The organism is Halomonas salsilacus, assembly GCF_051216275.1.
Classification (GTDB): domain Bacteria; phylum Pseudomonadota; class Gammaproteobacteria; order Pseudomonadales; family Halomonadaceae; genus Halomonas.
The window spans coordinates 96767-118397 of the sequence record NZ_JBPKAQ010000005.1 but is presented as its reverse complement, the minus strand read 5'-3'; the positions used below and the strand labels follow the sequence as shown (position 1 = coordinate 118397).

Sequence of the window (21631 nt, the reverse complement as noted above, 5' to 3'; positions counted from 1 at the left end):
GCTACTCCCCGCGGGGCACCAGCCGGATACCGGTCGCCTCCAGGGTGATCAAGCGCTGCTTGTAGAGCCGCCCGATGGCCTGCTTGAAGGCGTTCTTGCTCACCCCTAGCCGCGCCTTGATCTCGGCGGCGTCGCTCCTGTCGCACAGCGGCAGGTAGCCGCCGCTCTCGCGCAGCGCCTTGAGCACCGTCTCGCCCACCACGTCCAGGCGCGCCGCGCCCGGCGGCAACAGCGAGAGGTCCAGGCGGCCATCCTCGCGCAGGCGCTTCACGTAGCCGGTGAGGCGCTGGCCGCGGCGCAGCGGCCGGGTGATGTCGTCGCGGTAGAGCAGCCCCCAGCAGCGGTGGTCGACCACTGCCTTGAGGCCGAGGTCGGTCTGCTCGGCAATCACCAGCGTCACCTCGTCGCCCGCCGACAGCCCCTCGGCCTCGTCGGCAACGAAGCGGTCGAGCTTCTGGGAGGCGACCGGGCGGCCCTGCTGGTCCTCGTAGATCCTCACCAGCACCCGCTTGCCCACGCTGGGCCGGAAGCGCTGCTCCCCATAGGGCAGCAGCAGGTCCTTGGGATGCCCCCAGTCGAGGAAGGCGCCGGTCTCGTTGACCGTGACCACCTCCAGGTAGGCCACCTCGCCCACCGCACACGTCGGGGCACGGTAGGTTCGGCCGGCCGCAGGACGTGGGGAAGAGCGTGGGTCGGGTCGTGTCACAGGGCGGTCGCGGGAATCGGACATGGCGAGGTTCCTCTCGAGGGTAGCCGACGCTTAAAGGTCGCCGAAGCGGTACTGCAGCAAGCTCAATGCCACCACCGGGGCGGTCTCGGTGCGCAAGATGCGCGGCCCCAGTGAGAGCGGCGCGAAGCCGGCGGCACGAGCGGACGCCACCTCGGCCTCGGCGAGCCCTCCCTCCGGGCCGATCAGCAGGGCCACGCCGGACGGGGCGGCCTCGCGCGCCAGCAGGGCCCGGGCCTCGGACTCGGTGGCCGGGTGCAACACCAGGCGCAGCGCCTCGTCGCGCTTGGCCAGCCAGTCGGCCAGCGCCACGGGCGGATGCACCGACGGCACCCGGGCGCGGCCGCACTGCTCGCAGGCGCTGGCCGCAACCGCCTGCCAGTGGGCGAGCTTCTTCGCCTCGCGCTCGCCCCTGAGGCGCACGTCGCCGTGCTCGGTGTAGAGCGGCGTGATGGCTGCCACCCCCAGCTCGACCGCCTTCTGGATGGCGTAGTCCATGCGATCCCCCTTGGAGATCGCCTGGCCCAGGTGCACGGCCAGCGGCGACTCGCCGCCGCCCGGCTCGAGGGACTCGATGCGCACCACCACCCGCTTGCGGGAAGCCTCCACCAGCACGGCCGTGGCTTCGAGCCCATTGCCGTCGAACAGGCACAGCGGGGCGCCCTCGACCAGGCGCAGCACCCGCGCCACGTGGCGGGCCGGCCCCTCGGGAAGAACGACGTCGCCGCCGACGATGAAGTCGGCGGCGACGTGGATGCGCGGTGCTTTCTTTGTCATTACCACGGGCTTTTTCATCACCACGGGGCCAGCGGCTAACCGTTACTGGGTGGTCTGGGCGCCCTGCTGCTGGGCCTGCTCGGCCTCGCGCTTCTTCTTCTGGGCGTAGATCGCCTCGAAGTTGACCGGCGCCAGCATCAGGGGCGGGAAGCCACCGCGGTTGACCAGGTTGTCGACGCACTCGCGGGCGTAGGGGAACAGCACGTTGGGGCAGAAGGCGCCGAGGGTGTGCTCCAGTTGGGCGCCCTCGATGCCGGCGATGCGGAACAGGCCGGCCTGCTCGATCTCGGCCAGGAAGGAGGTGGTGCCCTCCTCGCTGTGGGTCACCTGGGCGGTGACCTTGATCACTACCTCATAGAGACCCTCGCCGACCTGCTGGCTGGAGGTGTTGAGGTCCAGGCCGACCTTGGGCTTGAAGGGCTGCTGGAAGACCGCCGGCGAGTTGGGCGCCTCGAAGGAGATGTCCTTGACGTAGATGCGCTGCACGGAAAACTGCAGTTGGGGCTTGTCCTGCTGGCCGGCCGCCGGGTTGCCGGCAGCGGCGCTCTGGTTGTTCTCTTCCGCCATGGGAAATGTCCTTTGACTCGGTGAACGAATGAATCGATGTATGCGGTTACTTGCGCACGACCGGCAGGCCGTCGGCCTGCCACTGCATCATGCCGCCCTTGAGCTTGAGCACGCGAGGGTAGCCGCCCTTGGCCAGCTTGGCCACGGTCATCCCCGCCGTCTGGCCGGACTTGCAAACCACGATGATCGGCTTCTCCTTGACCTTCTGGAGCTCGCCCATGCGCTCGTCGATGCGGCTCTGGGGGATGTTGCGGGCCCCGGCGATATGGCCGGCCTTGAAGGCGTCGGCATCGCGGGTATCCACCACCACGGCATCCTCGCGGTTGATCAGCTGAGTCGCCTCGCTCGCGGTCACGCCGTTGGCGCTGCTGTTGCGTACCTCATAGAGGATCCAGGCGGTCAGCACCAACAGGAAGGCGCCCACCAGCAGCGGGTGGTTCTGCACGAATTCAAACAGCTGATCGATCATGGGTCCAGATAACTCTTGTCTCGGTGCACGAAGGGGAAGGCCGGGGCCATGCGGGCCCGCCGAATGAACGCCACACAGTATACACGACGTCCCGCGAGCTGCGGCCGGCGATGACGCCCGGCGGCGCCATGCGATATCATGCCGCAATCCGCCATCTGCCGCGACCCTGCCCTCCTCGGCCTGCCCATTCGGGCAGCGCCCCGGTGCAGTACCTGCGCCGCGAGCCGTCCAGGGCATGAAGGTGTCGCCAGCAACGCCTCGAGGACAGCCCCATGACGAACCCCGCAAGCCAGCCCGCAAATCAGGGCACGCCGCGCCCTGTCGCTCTGATCATCCTGGACGGCTACGGCCATAATCCCGACGCCGCCCACAATGCCGTGTTGGCCGCCCGCACCCCGGTGATGGATCGCCTGCAGCAGTCACATCCGGCGACCCTGATCCACACCGACGGGCGCCACGTGGGTCTGCCGGAGGGCCAGATGGGTAACTCCGAGGTGGGCCACATGAACCTCGGCGCCGGGCGCATCGTCTATCAGGACTTCACCCGCATCACCAAGGCGGTCGAGGACGGCGACCTGGACACCATCGCCGCCCTGACCGCGCCCATCGATGCCGCCGTGGCGGCGGGCCGCGCGGTGCACCTGCTGGGGCTGCTCTCCCCGGGGGGCGTGCACAGCCACGACGACCATTTCATCGCCATGGCGGAACTGGCCGCTCGCCGCGGCGCCCGGCGCATCTACATCCACGGCTTCCTGGACGGCCGCGACATGGCGCCCAAGAGCGCCCTGGCCTCCATCGAGCGCGCCAACCAGCGGCTCTCCGAGCTGGTCGGCGCCGATAACGGTTTCGTCGCCTCCATCATCGGCCGCTACTACGCCATGGACCGCGACAACCGCTGGGATCGCGTCGAGAAGGCCTACCGCCTGCTCACCGAGGGGGTCGGCGAGTTCGAGGCGGTGAGCGCCGAGGAGGGCCTGCGCGCCGCCTACGAGCGGGGCGAGACCGACGAGTTCGTCAGCGCCACCAGCCTCCGCCCCGCCGGCACCCCGGTGGTGCTGGAGGACGGCGACGCCGCCATCTTCATGAACTTCCGCGCCGACCGCGCCCGGGAGCTGACCCGCGCCTTCGTCGAGGACGCCTTCGGTGGCTTCGCGCGCCGCGCCTGCCCGGCGCTAGCCGGCGACGGCCTGGTGATGCTGACCCAGTATGCCGCCGATATTCCCGCCCCCTCGGCCTTCCCCCCGGCGGCGCTGACCAACACTCTGGGCGAGGTGATGGAGACCCGCGGCCTGACCCAACTGCGCATCGCCGAGACCGAGAAGTACGCCCACGTCACCTTCTTCTTCTCCGGCGGCCGCGAGGCCGAGTATCAGGGCGAGACCCGGATTCTGGTGCCCTCCCCCCAGGAGGTCAGGACCTACGACGAGAAGCCGGAGATGAGCGCCGTCGAGGTCACCGACCGCCTGGTGGAGGCGATCGAGTCCGGCGACTACGACCTCATCGTCTGCAACTACGCCAACGGCGACATGGTGGGCCACACCGGCGATTTCGACGCCGCAGTGAAGGCCATCGAGGCCGTCGATACCTGCGTGGGCCGCGTGGTGGAGGCGATCGAGAACGTGGGCGGCGCCTGCCTGGTCACCGCCGACCACGGCAACGCCGAGCAGATGGTCAACCCCGACACCGGCAACCCCCAGACCGCCCACACCACCTTCGAGGTGCCGCTGATCTACGTGGGTCCGCGCCCGGCGCGACTGAAGGCCGACGGCAGCCTGTGCGACATCGCCCCGACCCTGCTGACCCTGATGGACCAGTCGGTGCCCGAGGAGATGACCGGCCGGGTGCTGATCGACATCGACGCGGCCTCCTGACAAGCGCCGGCCCTCCCATGGCCAGCCCAAGCCGCCTGCGCCGTCGGACAGGCAGGCTCGTTCTGGCGCTGCTGGCGCTCTGCCTGACCGCGCCGCTGGCCGCCCAGCCCAGCGAGCGGGCGGCGCAGGAACGCCTTGACGCCATCGGCAGCGAGATCCAGGGCGCCGCGCGACGCCTCTCCACCATGCGAGAGGCCCAGGCGGTGGCCAGCGAGGGGCTGCGCCGGGTGGAGACGGCCCTGGCCGAGACCCATCGCCGCCTCGACGTCCTGCAGGGCGAGCGCAGCGAACTCGGCGACGAGGTCGCCACCCTGGAGCGGCACCGCGACCTGCTGGAGGCGGAGCGTGCTGATCAGGTCGAGGCCCTGAGCCTCCAGCTCGATGCCCTCTACCGCCTGGGCCAGAGCCCCCAGCTCAAGCTGCTGCTCAACCAGGACGACCCCGCGCGCCTCGACCGCCTGCAGCACTACCTCAACCAGCTGGCCCGGGCCCGCACTGCCCGCCTGGATGAGCTGTCCCGGCTCGATACCGCCCTGAGCGAGACCCGCCGCGAGCTCGAGGCCCGCGGCGAGCATCTGGACGCCCTGGCCGCGGAGCTCGCCGCCCGCTCCAGCGACCTGGCCGGCCAGATGCGCGAACGCGCCGAGCTGGTGGCCGACCTCGACGGCCGTCACGCCAGCGAGCAGGCCCGCCTGGAGGAGCTGGAGCAGGACCGCGCCCAGGCCGAGCGAGTGCTGCGCCAGGTACAGGAGGAGCTGGCCAGGCTCGAACGCCCGCCCCCCTCCACCGCCATCGAGCAGACCCGGGGCGACCTGCCCTGGCCCGTGCAGGGCAGCGTCGCCTCGCGCTTCCGGGCCGGCGATGGGGTGCACCGCAACGGCATCCTGATCCAGGCCGCCGAGGGCACGCCAATCCGGGCCGTGCACGCCGGCCGGGTGGTCTTCGCCGACTGGATGCGCGGCTTCGGCAACCTGCTGATCGTCGACCACGGCGACCAGGTGATGACCCTGCACGCCCATCTGCAGCACTTCGGCGTGCAGGTGGGCCAGGCGGTCTCCCGGGATGACGTGCTGGGCGCGGTGGGCACCAGCGGCGGCCACCAGCGCCCGGCGCTCTACTTCGAGGTACGCCGCGGCGGCGATCCCATCGATCCGCAAGCGTGGATCGCGGCGCGCTGAGGGGCACGCTATTTCCCTGCCCGGGGCCGGCGGGCTATGCTGGGCCTTCACCGTCTCGGAACAGCGGAGATCGCATGACCCCAGCGCTTCCCATGCCTGGCAGGGCCGGCCTCGCCCTCTCGCCGCGACGCCTGCTGGCCTCGCTGCTGCCCGTCGCCCTCCTGGCGCTCCCCCTTCCCGGCATCGGCGCTGTGAACGACGACCTGCCGATCGAGGAGATCCAGACCTTCGCCGAGGTGTTCGAGCGCATCAAGCGCGCCTATGTGGAAGAGGTGGACGACGCCACCCTGCTGCGCAACGCCATGCGCGGCATGCTCAGCGAGCTTGACCCCCACTCCGCCTTCCTGGACCGCGAGGCCTTCCAGAGCCTGCGCGAGTCGACCCAGGGCGAGTTCGGCGGGGTCGGCATCGAGGTGGGGCTTGAGGATGGCCAGCTGACGGTGATCACCCCCATCGATGACACTCCGGCCTCCCGCGCCGGGCTGCAGGCCCGTGACCAGATCCTGCGCATCGACGACACGCCCACCGAGCGCCTCTCGCTGCAGGAGGCGGTCAACCTGATGCGCGGCGAACCGGGCACCCGTATCGAGCTGACCATCCTTCGCCGCGGCGAGAGCTCACCGCGCACCGTCACCCTCACCCGCGAGGTGATCCGTACCGAGAGCGTGCGCAGCGAACTGCTGGAGCCGGGCTACGGCTACCTGCGGATCAGCCAATTCCAGACCCGCACCGGCGACCAGGTCGGCGAGCAGCTCCGCCGCCTGGAGCGCGACGCCCCGCTGAGCGGCCTGGTACTCGACCTGCGCAACAACCCCGGCGGGGTGCTGCAGGCCGCCGTGGCCGTGGCCGACGCCTTCCTCGACGATGGACTGATCGTCTACACCGAGGGGCGCCTGGCGGACACCGAGATGCAGTTCAGCGCCAACCCCGATACCGCCGCCCCCAGCGTGCCGCTGGTGGTGCTGATCAACGGCGGCAGCGCCTCGGCGGCGGAGATCGTCGCCGGCGCCCTGCAGGATCAGCACCGCGCGGTAGTGATGGGCACCGAGAGCTTCGGCAAGGGCTCAGTGCAGCAGATCATGCCGCTGGGCAACGGCGAGGGGCTCAAGCTGACCACGGCGCTCTACTACACTCCCAACGGCCGCTCCATCCAGGCCCAAGGCATCGAGCCCGACGTGGCGGTAGTAAGCGGCCGGGTGGAGGTGACCGAGAGCGGCCGCGAAGTACGCGAGGCGGACCTGGAGGGCCACCTGCGCTCCCGGGAGACCCCGCGAGAGCGCGCCGAGCTCAGCGAACGCCTGCGCGAGGACTATCAGCTCGGCGAGGCGCTCAATCTGCTCAAGGCGCTCAACGTGCTCAGCAGGCGCTAGCGACAGGAAGCCGGCAGTCGCCCCCGATGGCCGATGGCCTGCTGCATGATCAGGCGCTTGAGCGGGATGAGCCGGTCCACGGCGCCCAGCCCCAGGTTGCGCGCCAGGGCCAGCGCCGGGTGGCGCGCACCGAACAGCAGCCGGAAGCCGTCCATCAGCGCCAGCATGCCCGCGTTGTCGCCGCGCCGCCGCCGCGCGTAGCGGGCCAACCAGCGTTCCTCACCCAGCGCCACGCCTCGGCGACGCGCCGCCAGCAGCTCCTCGGCCAGCACGGCCGCATCCATCAGCCCCAGGTTCACCCCCTGGCCCGCCAGGGGGTGAATGCTGTGGGCGGCATCCCCCACCAGCGCCAGGCCGGGCAGCACGTAGCGCTGCGCATGCCGCTGCACCAGCGGGAAGGCCACCGCCTTGTCCACCACGGTCACCTCGCCGAGGCGATGGTCGATGGCCCCGGCCAGCTCATCCCCTAGCGCCTCGGGCGCCAGACCCTGCAACCGTTCGGCCTCCTCCGGCGAAGTGGACCAGACGATGGAGCAGTGATGACGCTCACCGTCAATGCGCAGCGGCAGGAAGGCCAGCGGGCCGGTGGGCAGGAAGGCCTGGCGGGCCACGTCGCCGTGGGGCAGCTCGACCTTCACGGTGGTCACCACCGCCCGGTGGCCCGTGTCGCGCTCGCGGGTCTTGATGCCGGCGAGCTCACGCAGCGGCGAGCGGGCGCCATCGGCGGCCACCACCAGGGGCGCCACCAGCCGGCGGCCATCCGCCAGGCGCAGGCAGCGTTTGCCGTCGGCCGCTTCCAGCCCGGTCACCCGGGCCCCAAGCACCAGCCTGACCGATGGCAGCGCCACCAGGCGCTGCTCCAGTGCCGCTTGGGTCACGTCGTTCTCGACGATATGACCCAGCTTCACTACCCCGGCCTGCTCGGCGGAGAAGCTCACCTCGCCGCTGCCCTCGGCGTCCCACACCTGCATGAAGCGGTAGGGGCTGATGCGTCGCGCCGCCATCCACTCCCAGACGCCCAGCCGTTCCAGCAGCCGCTGGGAGACCGGTGTCAGCGCGCTGACCCGGATGCCGGGCTGTCCACGACCCACCGCCTCGGGGTCCAGCAGCGACTCGCGGGCATCCACCAGGGTCACCTCGACACCCGCCCTGCCCAGCAGGCAGGCCAGGGCCGCCCCCACCATACCGGCGCCGACGATCACCACCTCGGCGCGCTCCTCGATGCCCGCCGGCGGCTCGCGGGTCTCGCCAGGCTCTGCCGCCTCTTCCATCGACCTGTACTCGTTCGCTGCACTCATGGTCGCGTCCTCATCATGGTTTTTCTCTAGCGCTCCAGGCCCATGGCGCGGCGTGCCAGGCCCCGGCGCAGCGGCCCGGCCAGGTTGAGGCCGACCAGCCCCGCCGCACGGGCACGTGAGAGCAGCGCGCTGTCGATCCCGAACAGCCGCACCAGGCCATCGCTGAAGCGAATCACGTTGTGGCGGTCAGCATGGCGGCGCGACTCGAAGTCGGCCAGCATGGCGGCACTTCCCGGCGTCTCGCCTCTCTCCCGACCGGCCTCCATGGCCGCCACCAGATCCATCACGCCGCGCAGCGCCAGGTTGAAGCCCTGCCCCGCCACCGGGTGCAGCGCATGGGCCGCATTGCCCAGCACCGCCAGGCCCGGGCGGGTGGTCTCGCGGGCGGTGACCAGGCTCAGCGGATAGGCATGGCGACTGCCCACCCGGCGGAAGCGACCGGCGCGGTCCCCGAAGGCCTGCTGCAGCTCGGCGAGGAAATCCCTATCGCTGAGCGCCATCCGACGCTGCTCCGCCCCCAGGGGGTGCGTCCAGACCAGTTCCATGGCCTGGCCGCGAAGCGGCAGCAGGGCAATGGGGCCATCGGCCGTGAAGCGCTCCCAGGCCTCGCCGTCGTGGGGCCGGCTCAGCTCGACACTGGCGATCAGCGCCACCTGGTCATAGGGGTGACGGTCGCTTTCGATACCGAGCCGCTCCTTGAGCCCCGAGCGTCCCCCGTCGGCCAGCACGGTGAGCCCCGCCTCGAGGCACTCTCCATCGGAGAGGGTGAGCGCGTGGCCGTCTGCCACCGGCGCGATCTCCTCCACCCTGGCCGGGCAGTGCCAGGCGATCGGCAGCTCGGCCAGGCGCCGGTGCAGCACCCGACCCATCCAGGCGTTCGGGATCACATGCCCCAGGGCCGCCACTCCCAGCTCCTCGCCTGAGAGCCGGGTGGCGCCGAAGCGGCCCCGCTCACTGATATGGATGCGCCGGATGGGCGCGGCGTGCTCCGCCATGGCCTGCCAAAGCCCCATGTCGGCGAAATGGTCTGCCGACCCCTGGGCGATGGCGCTGGCCCGCGCATCGAAGCTGGGCTGGAAGGGGGCGTCGGTCATCTCGAGGAGGGGGGCGGCCTCGATGACCGCGACCGACAGGCCGGCCCGCTCGATCAGCGGCGCCAAGGCGCTGGCCAGGCTGGCCCCCACCAGGCCACCGCCGACGATAGCGACATCCACGCGGCGCGCCTTGCCACCGGCCGCAGCGGCCGCTGGAGAGCAAGGTCGGGCAGAGGATTGGGGGTTGTTCACGGCATCTCCGAACAGAGTATTTCGTAATGTAAATTACATAACATCGGCATCAGCAGGTGGAAACGTGATCACTCGGCAGCCATCAGCGCTTCTATTTCCTCCATCCGCTTGGGCACGCCGGACGTGAGCACTTCGTGCCCCCCTGCCGTTACCACTACATCGTCCTCGATGCGGATACCGATCCCGCGGAAGGCCTCGGGGATATCCTCATCGGCAGGAATGTAGAGCCCAGGCTCCACGGTCAGCACCATGCCCGGCGCCAGGGGGCGCGGCTCGCCCTCCCTGCGGTAGGCCCCCACGTCATGGACATCCAGCCCCAGCCAGTGGGAGGTGGAGTGAAGGTAGAAGCGTCGATAGCTCTCGTCATCGATGCGCGCCTGCACCTCGCCCTCGAGCAGCCCCAAGCCGATCAGCCCCTCGGTGAGACCGCGTACCACGCCGTCATGGAGTTCGATCAGCGTCACGCCCGGCCTGATGGTGGCCACGGCCCGCTCCTGAACCTCCAGCACCAAGGCGTAGAGGGCCCGCTGGGCATCACTGAAGCGGCCGTTCACCGGGGAGGTACGGGTGATGTCGCCGGCATAGAGGTCGAACTCGGCGCCGGCGTCGATCAGCACCAGATCGCCGTCTCCTAGTAGACCGCGATTCTCGATGTAGTGCAGCACACAGGCATTGGCGCCGCCACCGACGATGCTGGCGTAAGCCGGCCCGCTCCCCCCCTGCCAGTGGAACTCGTGCTCCAGCTCGGCCTGCAGGTGGTATTCGGCGAGCCCCGGGCGCGCCGCCCGCATGGCCCGTACATGAGCCCTGGCGGAGATGTCGGCCGCATGGCGCAGCAGCGTCAGCTCGGCCTCGCTCTTGATCAGGCGCGCCTCATGAAGCAGCGGTGCCACGTCGGCCAGCACCTCCGGGGGGCAGGCGCCACGGCGCGCCCTGGCCATCAGGGCGGAGCGCACCTCCTCGGCGATGGCCATGGCCTCGGGGCTGTCCAGGGGCAGGTAGAGGGTGCGGCGGCCGTCCAGCAGCGCCTCGAGACGCTTCTCGCGCTCGGTGTTCTCGAAGGCCTGGTCTACGGCGTGCTCGCGCACCGCTCCCTCGGCCCCGAGCCGGAGGCCGGTCCAGGCCTCTATCAGCGGATTGCGATCCTGACAGAACAGCACGCTCTCACCGTCGGGCCGCCCGGGCAGCAGCACCAGCAGGGCATCGGGCTCCGGGAAGCCGGTCAGGTAGTGGAAGTCGCTGTCCTGGCGGAAGGGGAATTCGCTGTCACGGGAGCGGGTGACCAGGGAGGCGCCGGGCAGCAGCACGGCGCTATCCGCAGGCAGCGCCGCCATCAGCGCCCGACGCCGGGCCAGGTACTCGTCGTTGGTGATGGGGGCGGGGCGGGGCAGGATCTCGGGCAGCATGGGGGCTCCTTTCGCTGGGGCTGGGGCTGGGGCTGGGGCTGAGATGTGGATAGGCTGCTACTGGGACAGCGTCAGTGGCGGGTGTCGTTCCCGACATCCTCGACCTGGGGCCGACCGGGGTGCTGCTCGGTGTAGAGCAGCATGGCGGCCATGCGGACATGTTCGGCGAGGGCGAAGAGGTCCCCTTCGTTTTCGGCGCTCTCCTCGAGTTCGACCTCCATGGCGGCGACCCCTTCCAGATCGTCCAGGGCCTCGCGCAGGGCCGGGGACCAGGCCTCGCGAGGGGCATCGCCGGCATCCCGTACCACTTCCAGGAAGCCCAGGGTCCACTCCCTGAGGCCCTGGGCGCGCTCGGTCAGGGAGAAGAGGTCGTCCGGCAGCAGCGGCTCGAAGCCGAGTTCGCTGCCGGACAGGGCGTCGAGGGCCTGGCGCCGCCAGCCCAGGAAGCGCTCGGCAGAGGACTCATCGCGGGGCTGCTCGACGCCCAGGGCCAGGCAGACCTCCTCGAGCCATATTTCGGCGGTGAGGTCATGCATGGCCAGGCCGGCGCACAGGCGGCCATCGAGGAAGGCCGGCGACTGCATGCTGCCGTGAAGCAGGAAGAGGTCGGCGATGGTGGAGAAGTCCTGGCGTTCATTGATCAGAGACATGTGAAGATCCGTAACGGGTGCGGGCATGAAAGAACCTCTCCGAGGGCGGCGCGTTGACCGCCCCGGAAGGGCTCTCTTATAGTGAGGTCCGAAACCTTTCCTGCCATGGATGTTAACGCATCGGGCCACCGGGGCGCGCGGCAGCGCTCCCGGCAGGCCGACCCGGAGTCTTCCGATGACCGACGCCTCGCGTCCGACCACCGAAATCACCCTGCTGGGGCGCGGCTATGTCATTGCCTGCCCGCCCGAGCAACAGGACAAGCTGGAGCGCGCCGCCCGCTACCTGGATCGCGCCATGGGCGGTATTCACTCCCAGAACAACCTGCTGGGCACCGAACGCATCGCCATCATGGCGGCCCTAAACATCGCCCACGAACTTCTCGAGGCACTGGATGCCCAACGTGCATCGGAAAGCAGCCTGGACGCTCTCAGCACCCGCCTGGAGCGCGCCCTGGCCGATACCCCCCAGCGTTGAAGACCACACGACCATTCCCCTGCAAGCGTACCTCGCCCCCCGGCAGAATCCGTTGGCCGGGCTGTATGGCTCTGTTAGGATAATGGTGTTCCCTGGGGTGTTTGCCAGTCGTTATCGTCCCTCGAGCCTATGCGCAGTACCCAGGGGGCCATATGCTAGCCGGACCCGTGTGCATGTCCGCGCGTCGGAAAGCCTGACGGTTCGGCTGCGGCCACCCACCTTGAACCACTGGGTTCAAGGGCCAGAACGACAGCGGCACTCTGGGGAACCTCGTCTGCCATGACCCACTTCATGACGACACCTGCCGCACCCCTTCTTCTCGATGCCTTCGATGGCTCTGGCCAGGCCCTGCGCCGCGAGTTGCGGCGTCGCCGCCGCGCCCTGACGCCACAACAGCAAAAGCGCGCCAGCGAATGCATGTGCCACCGGTTGCGCCGGCTGCCAGAGGTCCAGCGCGCCCGACGTGTCGCCCTCTACCTGCCCAATGATGGCGAAATCGACCCCACGCCGCTGATCGCCTGGCTGGACCGTCGCGGTGCTCGCGTCCACCTGCCGGTGCTGCGACCGCTCTCCCGCAACCGGCTGTGGTTCGTCCACTACCACTCCGACACGCCCATGGCGACCAACCGCTACGGCATTCCGGAGCCGGAGACACGCCACGGCGCCCACCGCGCCAGGCGTCTTCCCGCCTGGGCCCTGGACCTGATCCTGCTGCCCCTGGTGGGCTTCGACGAGGCGGGCCAGCGCATGGGCATGGGCGGCGGCTTCTATGACCGCAGCCTGGCCTTCACGCGTCGCCCCGGCCCGCGGCCACGGCTGATCGGCCTGGCCCACGAGTGTCAGCGGGTTGAGGCACTACCGGTGGAGCCCTGGGACGTGCCCCTGGATGCCATCGTCAGCGATGCCCGGGCCGTGCGTCCCTGAGGCCTTCATTCGCCACTGCTCCCCACGTAAACGGGGCGATGCCTCTCGGCATCGCCCCGTTTGCTGGCGGTCTCGGGTCATGGCGCTGTCGGCCGCGCTCCCAGGCTCAGCTGCCCGCCAGCGCCTGAGCGTAACCGGTTGCCACAAGGCCGATACCGAACAGCAGTACCAGTGCCATGACCAGATCGGGCTTGCGCTTCATCATCGACTCCGTAGGGGGGGTAGAACTGGCCGAGACTATAGGGCCATTCCACGTCCTCGACAACCACCCCTCCCCAACGCTTACAGATTGAAACACCCGGCAGGCATGGCGCAGGACGCGAGCCAGTGCTTACCCCACAGGAAAATCGCTCAGGCCATGAACAGCCGATAGGCGGCATTGTCGGTTTCCTTCCAGTAGCGATAGCCGATCTCGTCGAAGTGCTCCTCGACGTGGGAGCGGTCGCCGTTGGGGATCTGCATGCCCACCAGCACCCGGCCGTAGGCGGCACCATGGTTGCGGTAATGGAACAGCGAGATGTTCCAGTCGTGGGGCAGGTGGGTGAGGAAGTTCATCAGGGCCCCGGGGCGCTCAGGAAACTCGAAGCGGTAGACCTCCTCGTCGAAGTGCTCCCTGGGGCGGCCGCCGCCAAGGTGGCGGATATGCAGCTTGGCCAGCTCGTTGTCGGTGAGGTCCTCCACCGGGTAGCCCGCCTCCCGCAGCCGGTCGGTCACCGCCTGGCGATCCTCGCCTCCCGGCTTGACCTGGACGCCGACGAAGATATGGGCGTTTTCCGGGTCCGCATAGCGGTAGTTGAACTCGGTGACCATGCGTTTGCCGATGATCTTGCAGAATTTCTTGAAGCTGCCGGGCTTCTCGGGAATGGTCACGGCGAGAATCGCCTCGCGCTGCTCGCCCAACTCGGTGCGCTCGGCGATGTGTTGCAGGCGGTCGAAATTGGTGTTGGCGCCGGAGTTGATGCAGAGCAGGGTCTCTCCCTCGACGCCGGTCTGCTGCACGTACTTCTTGAGGCCCGCCAGCGACAGGGCGCCGGAGGTCTCCGCAACCGCCCGGGTATCCTCGAAGATGTCCTTTACTGCGGCGCACATCTCGTCAGTGTTGACGGTGATCACGTCATCGATCAGGTCGCGGATGATCGAGAAGGGCACCTTGCCGATCTGCGCCACTGCCACGCCCTCGGCGAACACCCCGACCTGCTCCAGGGTAACTCGCCGGCCCGCCGCCATGGCGGCCTTGAGGCAGGCGCTGTCCTCGGATTCGACGCCGATCACCTTGATGTCCGGGCGCAAGTACTTCACATAGGCCGCCACCCCGGCGATCAATCCACCGCCGCCCACCGGCACGAAGATGGCATCCAGCGGGCCGGCGTGCTGGCGCAGGATCTCCACTGCCACCGTGCCCTGGCCGGCGATGACGTCGATATCGTCGAAGGGCGGAATATAGGTGTAACCGTGTTCACGAACCAGCTCCTGGGCGTGCTCGGCGGCCGCGGAGAAGGCATCGCCCTTGAGCACCACCTTCGCCCCGCGGGCACGCACCGCGAGAACCTTGATCTCCGGGGTGATGCGCGGCATCACGATCACCGCCTTGACGCCCATCTGTTTGGCGGCCATGGCCAGCCCCTGGGCGTGGTTCCCGGCGGATGCCGTGATCACGCCATTGGCCTTCTGGGCCTCGCTGAGCTGGGCCATCTTGTTGTAGGCCCCGCGAATCTTGAAGGAGTAGACCGGCTGGAGATCCTCGCGCTTGATCAAGATGGTGTTGTTGAAGCGGCGGGAGAGGAAGGGTGCCGGGGAGATCGGCGTTTCCCGGGCGGCTTCATAGACCCGGGCCTGGAGAATCTTCTTGACGGTAGCTTCGAGCATCCTGATATCCCAGAGGCGTGGCGCGAGGGGCTGCGGCGCTCTTTGCTGTGCCGCAGACAACCCCTATTGGTAGCATCCCGGCCGGCATGGCGTCCAGCGGGGCAATTCCAGCGTTTGAAGCGAGAGGCGCCGGGGACAGGTCGAAGAGGGGGCCGTGGACCAGGGATGGTCTAGGTAGCCCCCAGGGAGGGGTTCATGGCTCCCCCTCGCAGGCCTGTCGCCGGATCGGCCTCGAGAGTGCAGCTTCCACCAAGCGTGCTACATCGGCAGACGGGGCCGGCTGGCCTATAATGGCGCCGGTTTCATGCCCTATCCATCCCGCCACCGGAGAGCAACCCATGACCCAGGCCGGCCTATCCCAAGATCAGCTGAAGGATGCCGTGGCCGCGGCCGCCATCGACGAAATCAAGCCCTGGCTCGAACGCGATACCGTGCTCGGCATCGGCACCGGCTCCACCGCCAATCGGTTCATCGACCGCCTGGCCAGGCTGCGCGACGATTTCAAGGGAGCCGTGGCCAGTTCCGAGGCCAGTGCCGGACGGCTGCGCGGGCACGGCATCGAGGTGTTCGAGCTCAACAGCGTCGGCACCGTGCCTTTCTACATCGATGGCGCCGACGAAGTGAACGCTCACTTGCACATGATCAAGGGCGGCGGCGCGGCCCTGACCCGGGAGAAGATCGTTGCCGCCTGCGCCGACCGATTCATCTGCATTGCCGACGCCTCCAAGAAGGTCGAGCGGCTGGGCGAGTTTCCGCTGCCGGTGGAGGTGATCCCCATGGCGCGCTCCTACGTGGCCCGTGAGTTGGTCAAGCTGGGCGCCGATCCCGTCTACCGCGAGGGGGTAGTGACCGACAACGGCAACCAGATCATCGACTGCTTCGAGTTCATGATCGACGACCCGGTGGCCATGGAAGCGCGCCTCAACGCCATCGTCGGCGTGGTCACCAACGGCCTGTTCGCCGCCCGCGGAGCCGACGTGCTGCTGCTGGGTGCGGAAGGCGGCGTGGAGCGACTGACGCCCTCCTGACAGCACTCACCCTGAAAGTGAGCCCTCACTTCGACGGCAGCAACCTCGCCAGGCCTTCCAGGGTGCGCGCCAGCGCCCCGCGGTTGGCCGCCACCACACCACGGCCCGCCTCGCCCAGACGGCGCCGCTCGGCGGGGTCGGCGAAGAGTTCCGCGAGGGCCGTGGCCAGCGCCGCCTCGTCGGCCACCTCCACCAGGGCATCGGCCTCACGCAGCACCTCGGCCACCTCCGCGAAGTTGGCAAGCGCAGGGCCGGTGAGCACCGGCAACCCGAGTGCGGCCGGCTCCAGCAGGTTGTGACCGCCGATCGGCACTAGGCTGCCCCCCACGAAGGCGAGATCCGCCGCGCCATAGAGTGTGAGCAGCTCGCCCATGGTGTCGCCCAGGTAGACAGCCGTCGCGGCCTCCGGCCACGCGCCGCGAGAGCGTCGTGCCGCTGGCATGCCCGCCTGCTCGCACAGCGCCGCCACGGCCTCGAAACGCTGGGGATGGCGCGGCACCAACACCAGCAACGCCTCGGGACAGCTCTTGAAACGGGGCATCGGATGGCTCTCGCGGAGCCGGGCATGAGCAGCCAGCAGCGCCGCCTCCTCGCCCTCGTGGGTAGAACCAGCCACCCACACCGGGCGCTCGCCAAGGCGGGTACGCAAGCGCTCACTCTCTTCAAAACCTCCGTCATCCCAGAAAATATCGAACTTGAGCGACCCCACCACGGCGATACGTTCAGCCGCCATGCCCAGTGCACGGAAGCGCTCGGCGTCGGCACTCGACTTGGCCGCCAGCCAGTCGACACAGGCCAGGGCCTCGCGCATCAGCGGGCGTAGCCGGCGATAGCCGCGGAAGGCCCGCGGCGAGAGGCGGCCGTTGACCACCGCCACCGGTACGCCGAAGCGCCGACAGGCGTGCAGCAGGTTGGGCCACAGCTCGGTCTCAAAGAAGAGCGCCAGCGCCGGGCGCAGTCGCTCGACGAATCGTACCGCGGCCCATGGAAAATCCAGCGGAACGAAGCGGTGAACGAGGCGCTCGTCGTCCCGGGATGCCGCCAGGGCTCGGGCGCGCTCCGCCCCGGTGGCGGTCATGGTGGTGAGGGTAAGGCGGTACTCGGGGTAGCGCTCGAGCAGCGCCTCGATGAGCGGGCGGGCTGCCAGCACCTCCCCCACCGAGGCGCAGTGTAGCCACAGCATGCGCTCGCCGGGCGGCGTCTCGGGAATGCGCCCCAGGCGCAGCTCGCGGGGGGTTTGTCGAGAGTCAGTGAGCGCATGCTCACGCCGAATGCGCCGCCAGATCAGCGGCGCCAGGACCAGCAGCGCCGCCGAATAGAGGACTCGGGGCCAGCCCATCAGGCCTCGCGGTCGAGGATGGTGGAGATCATCGCCGTGGTGGAGACGCCATCCTCGAAGCCCAGCACCCTGACCTCGCCGCCGGCCTCGCGCACCGCCTCACCGCCGGCGATCTGTTCGGGGCGATAGTCGCCGCCCTTGACCAGCACGTTGGGCAACACCGCCTCGATCAGCCGCTGGGGGGTGTCCTCGGCGAAGGGCACCACCCAGTCCACGGCGCCGAGGCCGGCCAGCACCTGCATGCGTCGCATCAGGGGATTGATGGGCCGCTTGGGTCCCTTGAGGCGGGCGATGGAGGCGTCGTCGTTGACCGCCACGATCAGCCGGTCGCCCAGCTTGCGAGCCTGCTCCAGGTAGGCCACATGGCCGGCGTGCAGGATGTCGAAGCAGCCGTTGGTCATCACCACCCGCTCGCCGCGGGCCTGGGCGGCCCTGACCGCCTCGATCAGCGGCGCCTCCTCGATCACCCCGAACTCGGCCAGCTTGTCGCCCTGCAGGGCAGTGTAGAGCTCGGCGATGGAGAGGGTCGCGGTGCCCTGCTTGGCGACCACCAGGCCGGCGGCCAGGTTGGCCAGGGTCATCGCCTCTGGGAAGGCATGGCCGGCGGCGAGCGCGAGGCCGAGCACGCCGATGACGGTGTCGCCGGCGCCGGTGACGTCATAGACTTCACGGGCCCGCGTCGGCAGGTGCAGCGGCTCGTGGCCCTCGCGGATCAGGGTCATGCCCTTCTCGCTGCGGGTGATCAGCAGCGCCTCGAGCTCCAGGTCGATACGCAGCGCCTCGCCGCGCTCGGCCAGCTCGGCGTCGTCGCGACAGTGGCCCACCACCGCCTCGAACTCCGTCAGATTAGGAGTGATCACGCTGGCCCCTCGGTAGCGGGAAAAATCGCTGCCCTTGGGGTCCACCAGCACCCGCTTGCCGCTGGCGCGGACCAGGCGGATCAGCTCCTCAACCCGGTTCAGGGTGCCCTTGCCGTAGTCAGAGAGGATCACCAGGTCCGCCTCGGGCAGCGCCGCCTCGACCTGGGCCAGCAGGGGCGAGGTATCCACCTCGCCGAGCCCCTCCTCGAAGTCGAGGCGGATCAGCTGCTGGTTGCGGCTCATCACCCGAAGTTTGGTGATGGTAGGAATGCCGGGGCTACGGGCGAAGTGAGTGCACACTCCGGCACTTTCCAGGCGGGACACCAGGCGGTCGGCGTTGTCGTCATCGCCGACCAGCCCGGCCAGCGCCGCCCGGGCCCCCAGGGAGGCGATGTTGAGAGCCACGTTGGCGGCGCCGCCGGGTCGGTCCTCGCTCTGCTCGACCCGCACCACCGGCACCGGCGCCTCGGGCGAGATCCGCGAGGTGCCGCCGTGCCAGTAGCGGTCGAGCATGACGTCGCCCACCACCAGCAGGCGGGAGCGCTCCAGGGCGGTCAGATCAAGTTTCATCGTCGGGAAGCTCCCTTTCCGTGTGGGTGGCGGCGATGTGGTCGAACAGGGCCTCCAGACGCTCGATGACGTCCTCGGCATGGATCAACGACATGGCGTCGGGGTGGCGCACCCGCTGTCCCCAGGTGATCTCCTCCGGGGACTTGTGCAGGTAGGTAAGCACGGCGTCCGGGTAGCGATTAACCACGAACTCTCGCCAGCAGTAGGGGGCGGCGCGGTCGGGGTTGGTGGTGGCGTAGAGCCCCACCGTCGGGGTGCCCAGAGCGTTGGCGATGTGCACCGGCCCGGAGTCCGGGGCGATAACGGCCCGAGCCCGGGCGATCAGCGCCAGCAGCCCCTTCAGCGAGGTGCCACCGATGGCGTCGATCACCGAGCCGGGCTCGCAGAGCGACTGGATCCGCTCGCCCATCTCGCGCTCCTGGGTGCTGCCGCCGCCGGTTAGCAAGGTCGCCAGGCCGTGCTGCTGCCAGGCGTGTTGGATCACCGCCGCATAGCCCTCGGCGGACCAGTTGCGGAAGTTGCGCAGCCGCGGGTTGGCGCAGGGGCTCATCAGCAGGTAGGGTCCCTCATGGGTGAGCGTCCGGGCCTCGTCGAAGGCGGCATCGGGCACCGGCAGGTCCCACGCCAGGGAGAGATCCTCCACGCCCAGCAAGCGAGCGAAATCCAGGAAGGATTCCAGCACGTGAGCACGGGGGTGGGGGGCCAGCTGGCGATGGGTGAACCAGTGCTGGGCGTCCTTGGCGCGGGCCTTGTCGTAACCCACCCGCACCTCGGCCTTGAGCCCCAGCGACAGGGCGCTTGCGCGCAGCGCCTGCTGCATGTGCAGCAACACGTCGAAGCGGGTGTTGGCCAGCTCGCGCCAGATAGCGCGCATGCCGGCAAGTCCGCTGGCCTTGTCGTAGACCACGAACTCGACCCCGGAAAGGCCGGCCAGTAGACTGTGCTCGCCCTTGCCGATGATCCAGGTGATGCGCGCCTCGGGCCACTGGCGCTGCAGGGCACGAACCGTCGGTACCAGGTTGCAGACATCGCCCAGAGCGGAGAGTCGCAGCACGCCGATGTGCCGGGGTTGTGCAGGCAGAGGATGCTTCATGGGGTTGGCAACGTGTCGAGCAGGAAAGGATTTCATTCTATATGATGCGCAGCGTTTATGTGATGCCGCCGCCGAGGTGCCGCCCGGCCCGCTGCTCTTCGACCCCGACCACTGGCGCCGTCAGAGGCGGGTGACCGGCGAGGCCCCGGGGCGCGGCGCCAGCCAGTTCCTGGACGCCGGCAACGGCCGCGAGTGGGTGCTACGCCCCTACCGCCGGGGGGGCCTCGTCGCCCGACTCAGCGCGACCCGCTACCTGTGGACCGGGCTCGAACACACCCGCGCCTTTCGCGAACTGCGCCTGACCGCCGCCCTTCACGAGCGCGGCCTGCCGGTGCCCCGTCCGGTGGCCGCGGCCGTCATCCGCCACGGCCTCAGCTATGAGGCCGCCCTGATCACCGAACGCCTCCCCGGCGCCCGCGCCCTGGCCAGCCGGCTCGAGGAAGGTCGCGCCCACGAGGCGTTGCTGGAAGCTGTAGGCCGAACGATCCGCCGCTTTCACGACGCCGGCCTCGACCACGTGGACCTCAACGCCCGCAACCTGCTGGTGGATGACGAGGAGCGCGTCTGGCTCATCGACCTGGACCGCTGTCGGCAGCGTCCGAAGGGGCGCTGGCAGTCCGCGAACCTGGCGCGACTCGAGCGCTCCCTGGCCAAGTTCGGCGCTCGGGACGCCATGGCGCCGATCCAACGGGGCTACGCGGAGGGTTGACCCGGCTCGGGCGCGCCTGAGTACTCGGCGACCAGGTTGGCCACATGGGCCGCCAGGGTGAAGCCCGCCAGTACCCGCGCACGGGCCTCCTGGCCCAGGCGCCGGCGCAGGTCGCCATCCGCGGCCAGCTCGGCCATCGCGCCCGCCCAGTCCGTGGCGTCCTCGGGGGGCGCCAGGCGCCCCGTCTCGGCATCGAGCAGCTCCGGGATCGCCCCGCTGTCGCTGCCGATGACGGCACGGCCGGCTGCCATGGCCTCGATCACCGTCAGGCCGAAGGCCTCGTTGCGCGAGGGCACACAGACGATGTCCAGCGCCTCGAAGAGGCGCGGCAGGTCGCGGCGAAAGCCGGTGAAGGTGATCCGCGATTCGAGGCCCAGCGCTGCGATGCGCTGCCTTAGCATCATCACATGCGCCTCGTCGCTGCCCTCCTCTGCCGTCAGACCGCCTATCAGCACCCCGTGCCAGGCCAGGCTCGGCTGCGCCTCGGCCAGGCAAGCCAACGCCTCGACCCACACCTCCTGGCCCTTGCCCGGCGTCAGTCGCCCCGGCAGGCCGATGGCCACGGCGCCCTCGGGTACGCCCAGCTCGCGGCGCAGCGCGGCCCGTTCCTGGTCATCGAGGCGCGGCGCATAGGGGGCCGGGTCGATGCCCAGGTAGAGGCGGCGGATGCGCTGGGCGGGCAGCGGGAAGGCCGCCAGGTTGCGCTGTCGCGTCGCCTCGCTGATGGAGAAGAGACGGGTGACGCGCCCGTAGGCCCAGCGGTGGTAGAGATCCTTCTTGGGACGGGTCACGCCCATGTGGTCGGTGAAGAAGAGCCTGAGCGACGGCCTCAGACTTGCCAGCAGCGCCCCCAGGCGGAGATCGCTGGACTTGTGGCAGTGGATCACGCCGATGTCGTGGGCCTTCAGGTAGGCGAGCACCCGCCCCACGGCCAGCAGCGCCCGTCCCTTGGAAGCGAGTTCAAGCGGCTCTAACCCGGCCTCGCGAAAGCTCTCGGCGACCCGGGAGCCGGCCAAGGCCAACCCGTGGCTCTGCCACCCCTGCCGGGCCAGCTCGGGTATAATCCGGGACGGATACATTTCCAGTCCGCCCCAGCCACTGGAGAGGCAGATATGCAGAACCTTGTGCGACAAGGCTGACTCCTTCGGTATCTCGGGGCTCGGGAGCC

20 protein-coding genes and 1 other RNA gene are annotated in these 21631 nt (G+C 69.5%); 8 read left to right on the top strand and 13 right to left on the bottom strand.

Features of this window, described 5'->3' with window-relative positions; genetic code table 11:
• Position 1: 1 nt before the first annotated feature.
• From ACR80S_RS09275 to ACR80S_RS09260, 4 genes are read right to left on the bottom strand one after another with little or no spacing between them, the layout of a single operon-like run.
• Positions 2-730: a CvfB family protein gene (locus ACR80S_RS09275; protein ID WP_435403062.1), complete on the bottom strand. Its 729-nt coding sequence runs from the start codon at positions 728-730 to the stop codon at positions 2-4.
• A 30-nt stretch (positions 731-760) separates the two neighbouring features.
• Positions 761-1504 (bottom strand): 16S rRNA (uracil(1498)-N(3))-methyltransferase, encoded by a 744-nt coding sequence (locus ACR80S_RS09270; RefSeq protein WP_435401023.1) that lies wholly within the window; start codon positions 1502-1504, stop codon positions 761-763.
• A gap of 42 nt (positions 1505-1546) precedes the next feature.
• Positions 1547-2071 carry a protein-export chaperone SecB gene (secB, locus tag ACR80S_RS09265; RefSeq protein WP_435401024.1) on the bottom strand — a complete coding sequence of 175 codons (525 nt, stop codon included), beginning with the start codon at positions 2069-2071 and terminating at the stop codon, positions 1547-1549.
• Between the two features lie 46 nt (positions 2072-2117).
• Positions 2118-2540: a rhodanese-like domain-containing protein gene (locus tag ACR80S_RS09260; protein ID WP_435401025.1), complete on the bottom strand. Its 423-nt coding sequence runs from the start codon at positions 2538-2540 to the stop codon at positions 2118-2120.
• Between the two features lie 272 nt (positions 2541-2812).
• Between ACR80S_RS09260 and gpmI the strand changes: the two genes are divergently transcribed.
• The 3 genes from gpmI to ACR80S_RS09245 all read left to right on the top strand — a co-directional run bounded on the left by gpmI (position 2813) and on the right by ACR80S_RS09245 (position 6959).
• On the top strand, positions 2813-4411 hold the full coding sequence (gene gpmI / locus ACR80S_RS09255; RefSeq protein ID WP_435403061.1) for a 2,3-bisphosphoglycerate-independent phosphoglycerate mutase: 1599 nt from the start codon (positions 2813-2815) through the stop codon (positions 4409-4411).
• 17 nt (positions 4412-4428) lie between these two features.
• Positions 4429-5589, top strand: a complete 1161-nt coding sequence (locus ACR80S_RS09250; protein ID WP_435401027.1) for a murein hydrolase activator EnvC family protein — start codon at positions 4429-4431, stop codon at positions 5587-5589.
• Positions 5590-5663: 74 nt separating this feature from the next.
• Positions 5664-6959 (top strand): S41 family peptidase, encoded by a 1296-nt coding sequence (locus ACR80S_RS09245; protein WP_435403060.1) that lies wholly within the window; start codon positions 5664-5666, stop codon positions 6957-6959.
• Here ACR80S_RS09245 and ACR80S_RS09240 read toward each other — a convergent pair.
• The 4 genes from ACR80S_RS09240 to ACR80S_RS09225 all read right to left on the bottom strand — a co-directional run bounded on the left by ACR80S_RS09240 (position 6956) and on the right by ACR80S_RS09225 (position 11599).
• Positions 6956-8257, bottom strand: a complete 1302-nt coding sequence (locus ACR80S_RS09240) for a UbiH/UbiF/VisC/COQ6 family ubiquinone biosynthesis hydroxylase (RefSeq protein WP_435403059.1) — start codon at positions 8255-8257, stop codon at positions 6956-6958. The genes ACR80S_RS09245 and ACR80S_RS09240 overlap by 4 nt on opposite strands.
• Before the next feature lie 26 nt (positions 8258-8283).
• Positions 8284-9471, bottom strand: coding sequence for a 2-octaprenyl-6-methoxyphenyl hydroxylase (ubiH, locus tag ACR80S_RS09235; RefSeq protein ID WP_435403058.1), 1188 nt, complete (start codon positions 9469-9471; stop codon positions 8284-8286).
• 140 nt (positions 9472-9611) lie between these two features.
• A complete protein-coding gene (gene pepP, locus ACR80S_RS09230) occupies positions 9612-10949 on the bottom strand; it encodes a Xaa-Pro aminopeptidase (protein ID WP_435403057.1) in 1338 nt (445 codons plus the stop codon).
• 71 nt (positions 10950-11020) lie between these two features.
• A complete protein-coding gene (locus tag ACR80S_RS09225; RefSeq protein WP_435401032.1) occupies positions 11021-11599 on the bottom strand; it encodes a UPF0149 family protein in 579 nt (192 codons plus the stop codon).
• A 175-nt stretch (positions 11600-11774) separates the two neighbouring features.
• On the opposite strand from ACR80S_RS09225, the gene ACR80S_RS09220 reads away from it, so the two are divergent.
• The 3 genes from ACR80S_RS09220 (at position 11775) to ACR80S_RS09210 (ending at position 12998) form a co-directional block, all read left to right on the top strand.
• Positions 11775-12074 (top strand): cell division protein ZapA, encoded by a 300-nt coding sequence (locus tag ACR80S_RS09220; RefSeq protein ID WP_435401033.1) that lies wholly within the window; start codon positions 11775-11777, stop codon positions 12072-12074.
• Positions 12075-12160: 86 nt separating this feature from the next.
• Positions 12161-12345, top strand: a non-coding RNA gene (gene ssrS / locus ACR80S_RS09215) — 6S RNA.
• A gap of 20 nt (positions 12346-12365) precedes the next feature.
• On the top strand, positions 12366-12998 hold the full coding sequence (locus tag ACR80S_RS09210; RefSeq protein ID WP_435401034.1) for a 5-formyltetrahydrofolate cyclo-ligase: 633 nt from the start codon (positions 12366-12368) through the stop codon (positions 12996-12998).
• A gap of 351 nt (positions 12999-13349) precedes the next feature.
• Here the strand turns inward: ACR80S_RS09210 and ilvA are convergent, their stop codons facing one another.
• Positions 13350-14864 (bottom strand): threonine ammonia-lyase, biosynthetic, encoded by a 1515-nt coding sequence (gene ilvA / locus ACR80S_RS09205; RefSeq protein WP_435401035.1) that lies wholly within the window; start codon positions 14862-14864, stop codon positions 13350-13352.
• A gap of 338 nt (positions 14865-15202) precedes the next feature.
• Here ilvA and rpiA point away from each other — a divergent pair, with 338 nt between their 5' ends.
• Positions 15203-15892, top strand: coding sequence for a ribose-5-phosphate isomerase RpiA (gene rpiA / locus ACR80S_RS09200; RefSeq protein WP_435401036.1), 690 nt, complete (start codon positions 15203-15205; stop codon positions 15890-15892).
• Positions 15893-15917: 25 nt separating this feature from the next.
• Here rpiA and waaA read toward each other — a convergent pair whose 3' ends face one another.
• From waaA to ACR80S_RS09185, 3 genes are read right to left on the bottom strand one after another with little or no spacing between them, the layout of a single operon-like run.
• Entirely contained in the window at positions 15918-17231 is a 1314-nt protein-coding gene (gene waaA, locus ACR80S_RS09195) for a lipid IV(A) 3-deoxy-D-manno-octulosonic acid transferase (RefSeq protein WP_435403056.1), read from the bottom strand.
• Positions 17231-18661: a bifunctional D-glycero-beta-D-manno-heptose-7-phosphate kinase/D-glycero-beta-D-manno-heptose 1-phosphate adenylyltransferase HldE gene (hldE, locus tag ACR80S_RS09190; RefSeq protein WP_435401038.1), complete on the bottom strand. Its 1431-nt coding sequence runs from the start codon at positions 18659-18661 to the stop codon at positions 17231-17233. Before hldE ends, waaA begins: the two co-directional genes overlap by 1 nt.
• Complete coding sequence (locus tag ACR80S_RS09185) at positions 18651-19754, bottom strand: glycosyltransferase family 9 protein (protein ID WP_435403055.1); 1104 nt, start codon at positions 19752-19754, stop codon at positions 18651-18653. The genes hldE and ACR80S_RS09185 overlap by 11 nt, the downstream gene beginning before the upstream one ends.
• Here ACR80S_RS09185 and ACR80S_RS09180 point away from each other — a divergent pair.
• Positions 19753-20463 carry a 3-deoxy-D-manno-octulosonic acid kinase gene (locus ACR80S_RS09180; RefSeq protein ID WP_435401040.1) on the top strand — a complete coding sequence of 237 codons (711 nt, stop codon included), beginning with the start codon at positions 19753-19755 and terminating at the stop codon, positions 20461-20463. The genes ACR80S_RS09185 and ACR80S_RS09180 overlap by 2 nt on opposite strands.
• Here the strand turns inward: ACR80S_RS09180 and ACR80S_RS09175 are convergent.
• On the bottom strand, positions 20448-21596 hold the full coding sequence (locus tag ACR80S_RS09175; protein WP_435403054.1) for a glycosyltransferase family 4 protein: 1149 nt from the start codon (positions 21594-21596) through the stop codon (positions 20448-20450). The genes ACR80S_RS09180 and ACR80S_RS09175 overlap by 16 nt on opposite strands.
• Between the last annotated feature and the right edge of the window lie 35 nt (positions 21597-21631).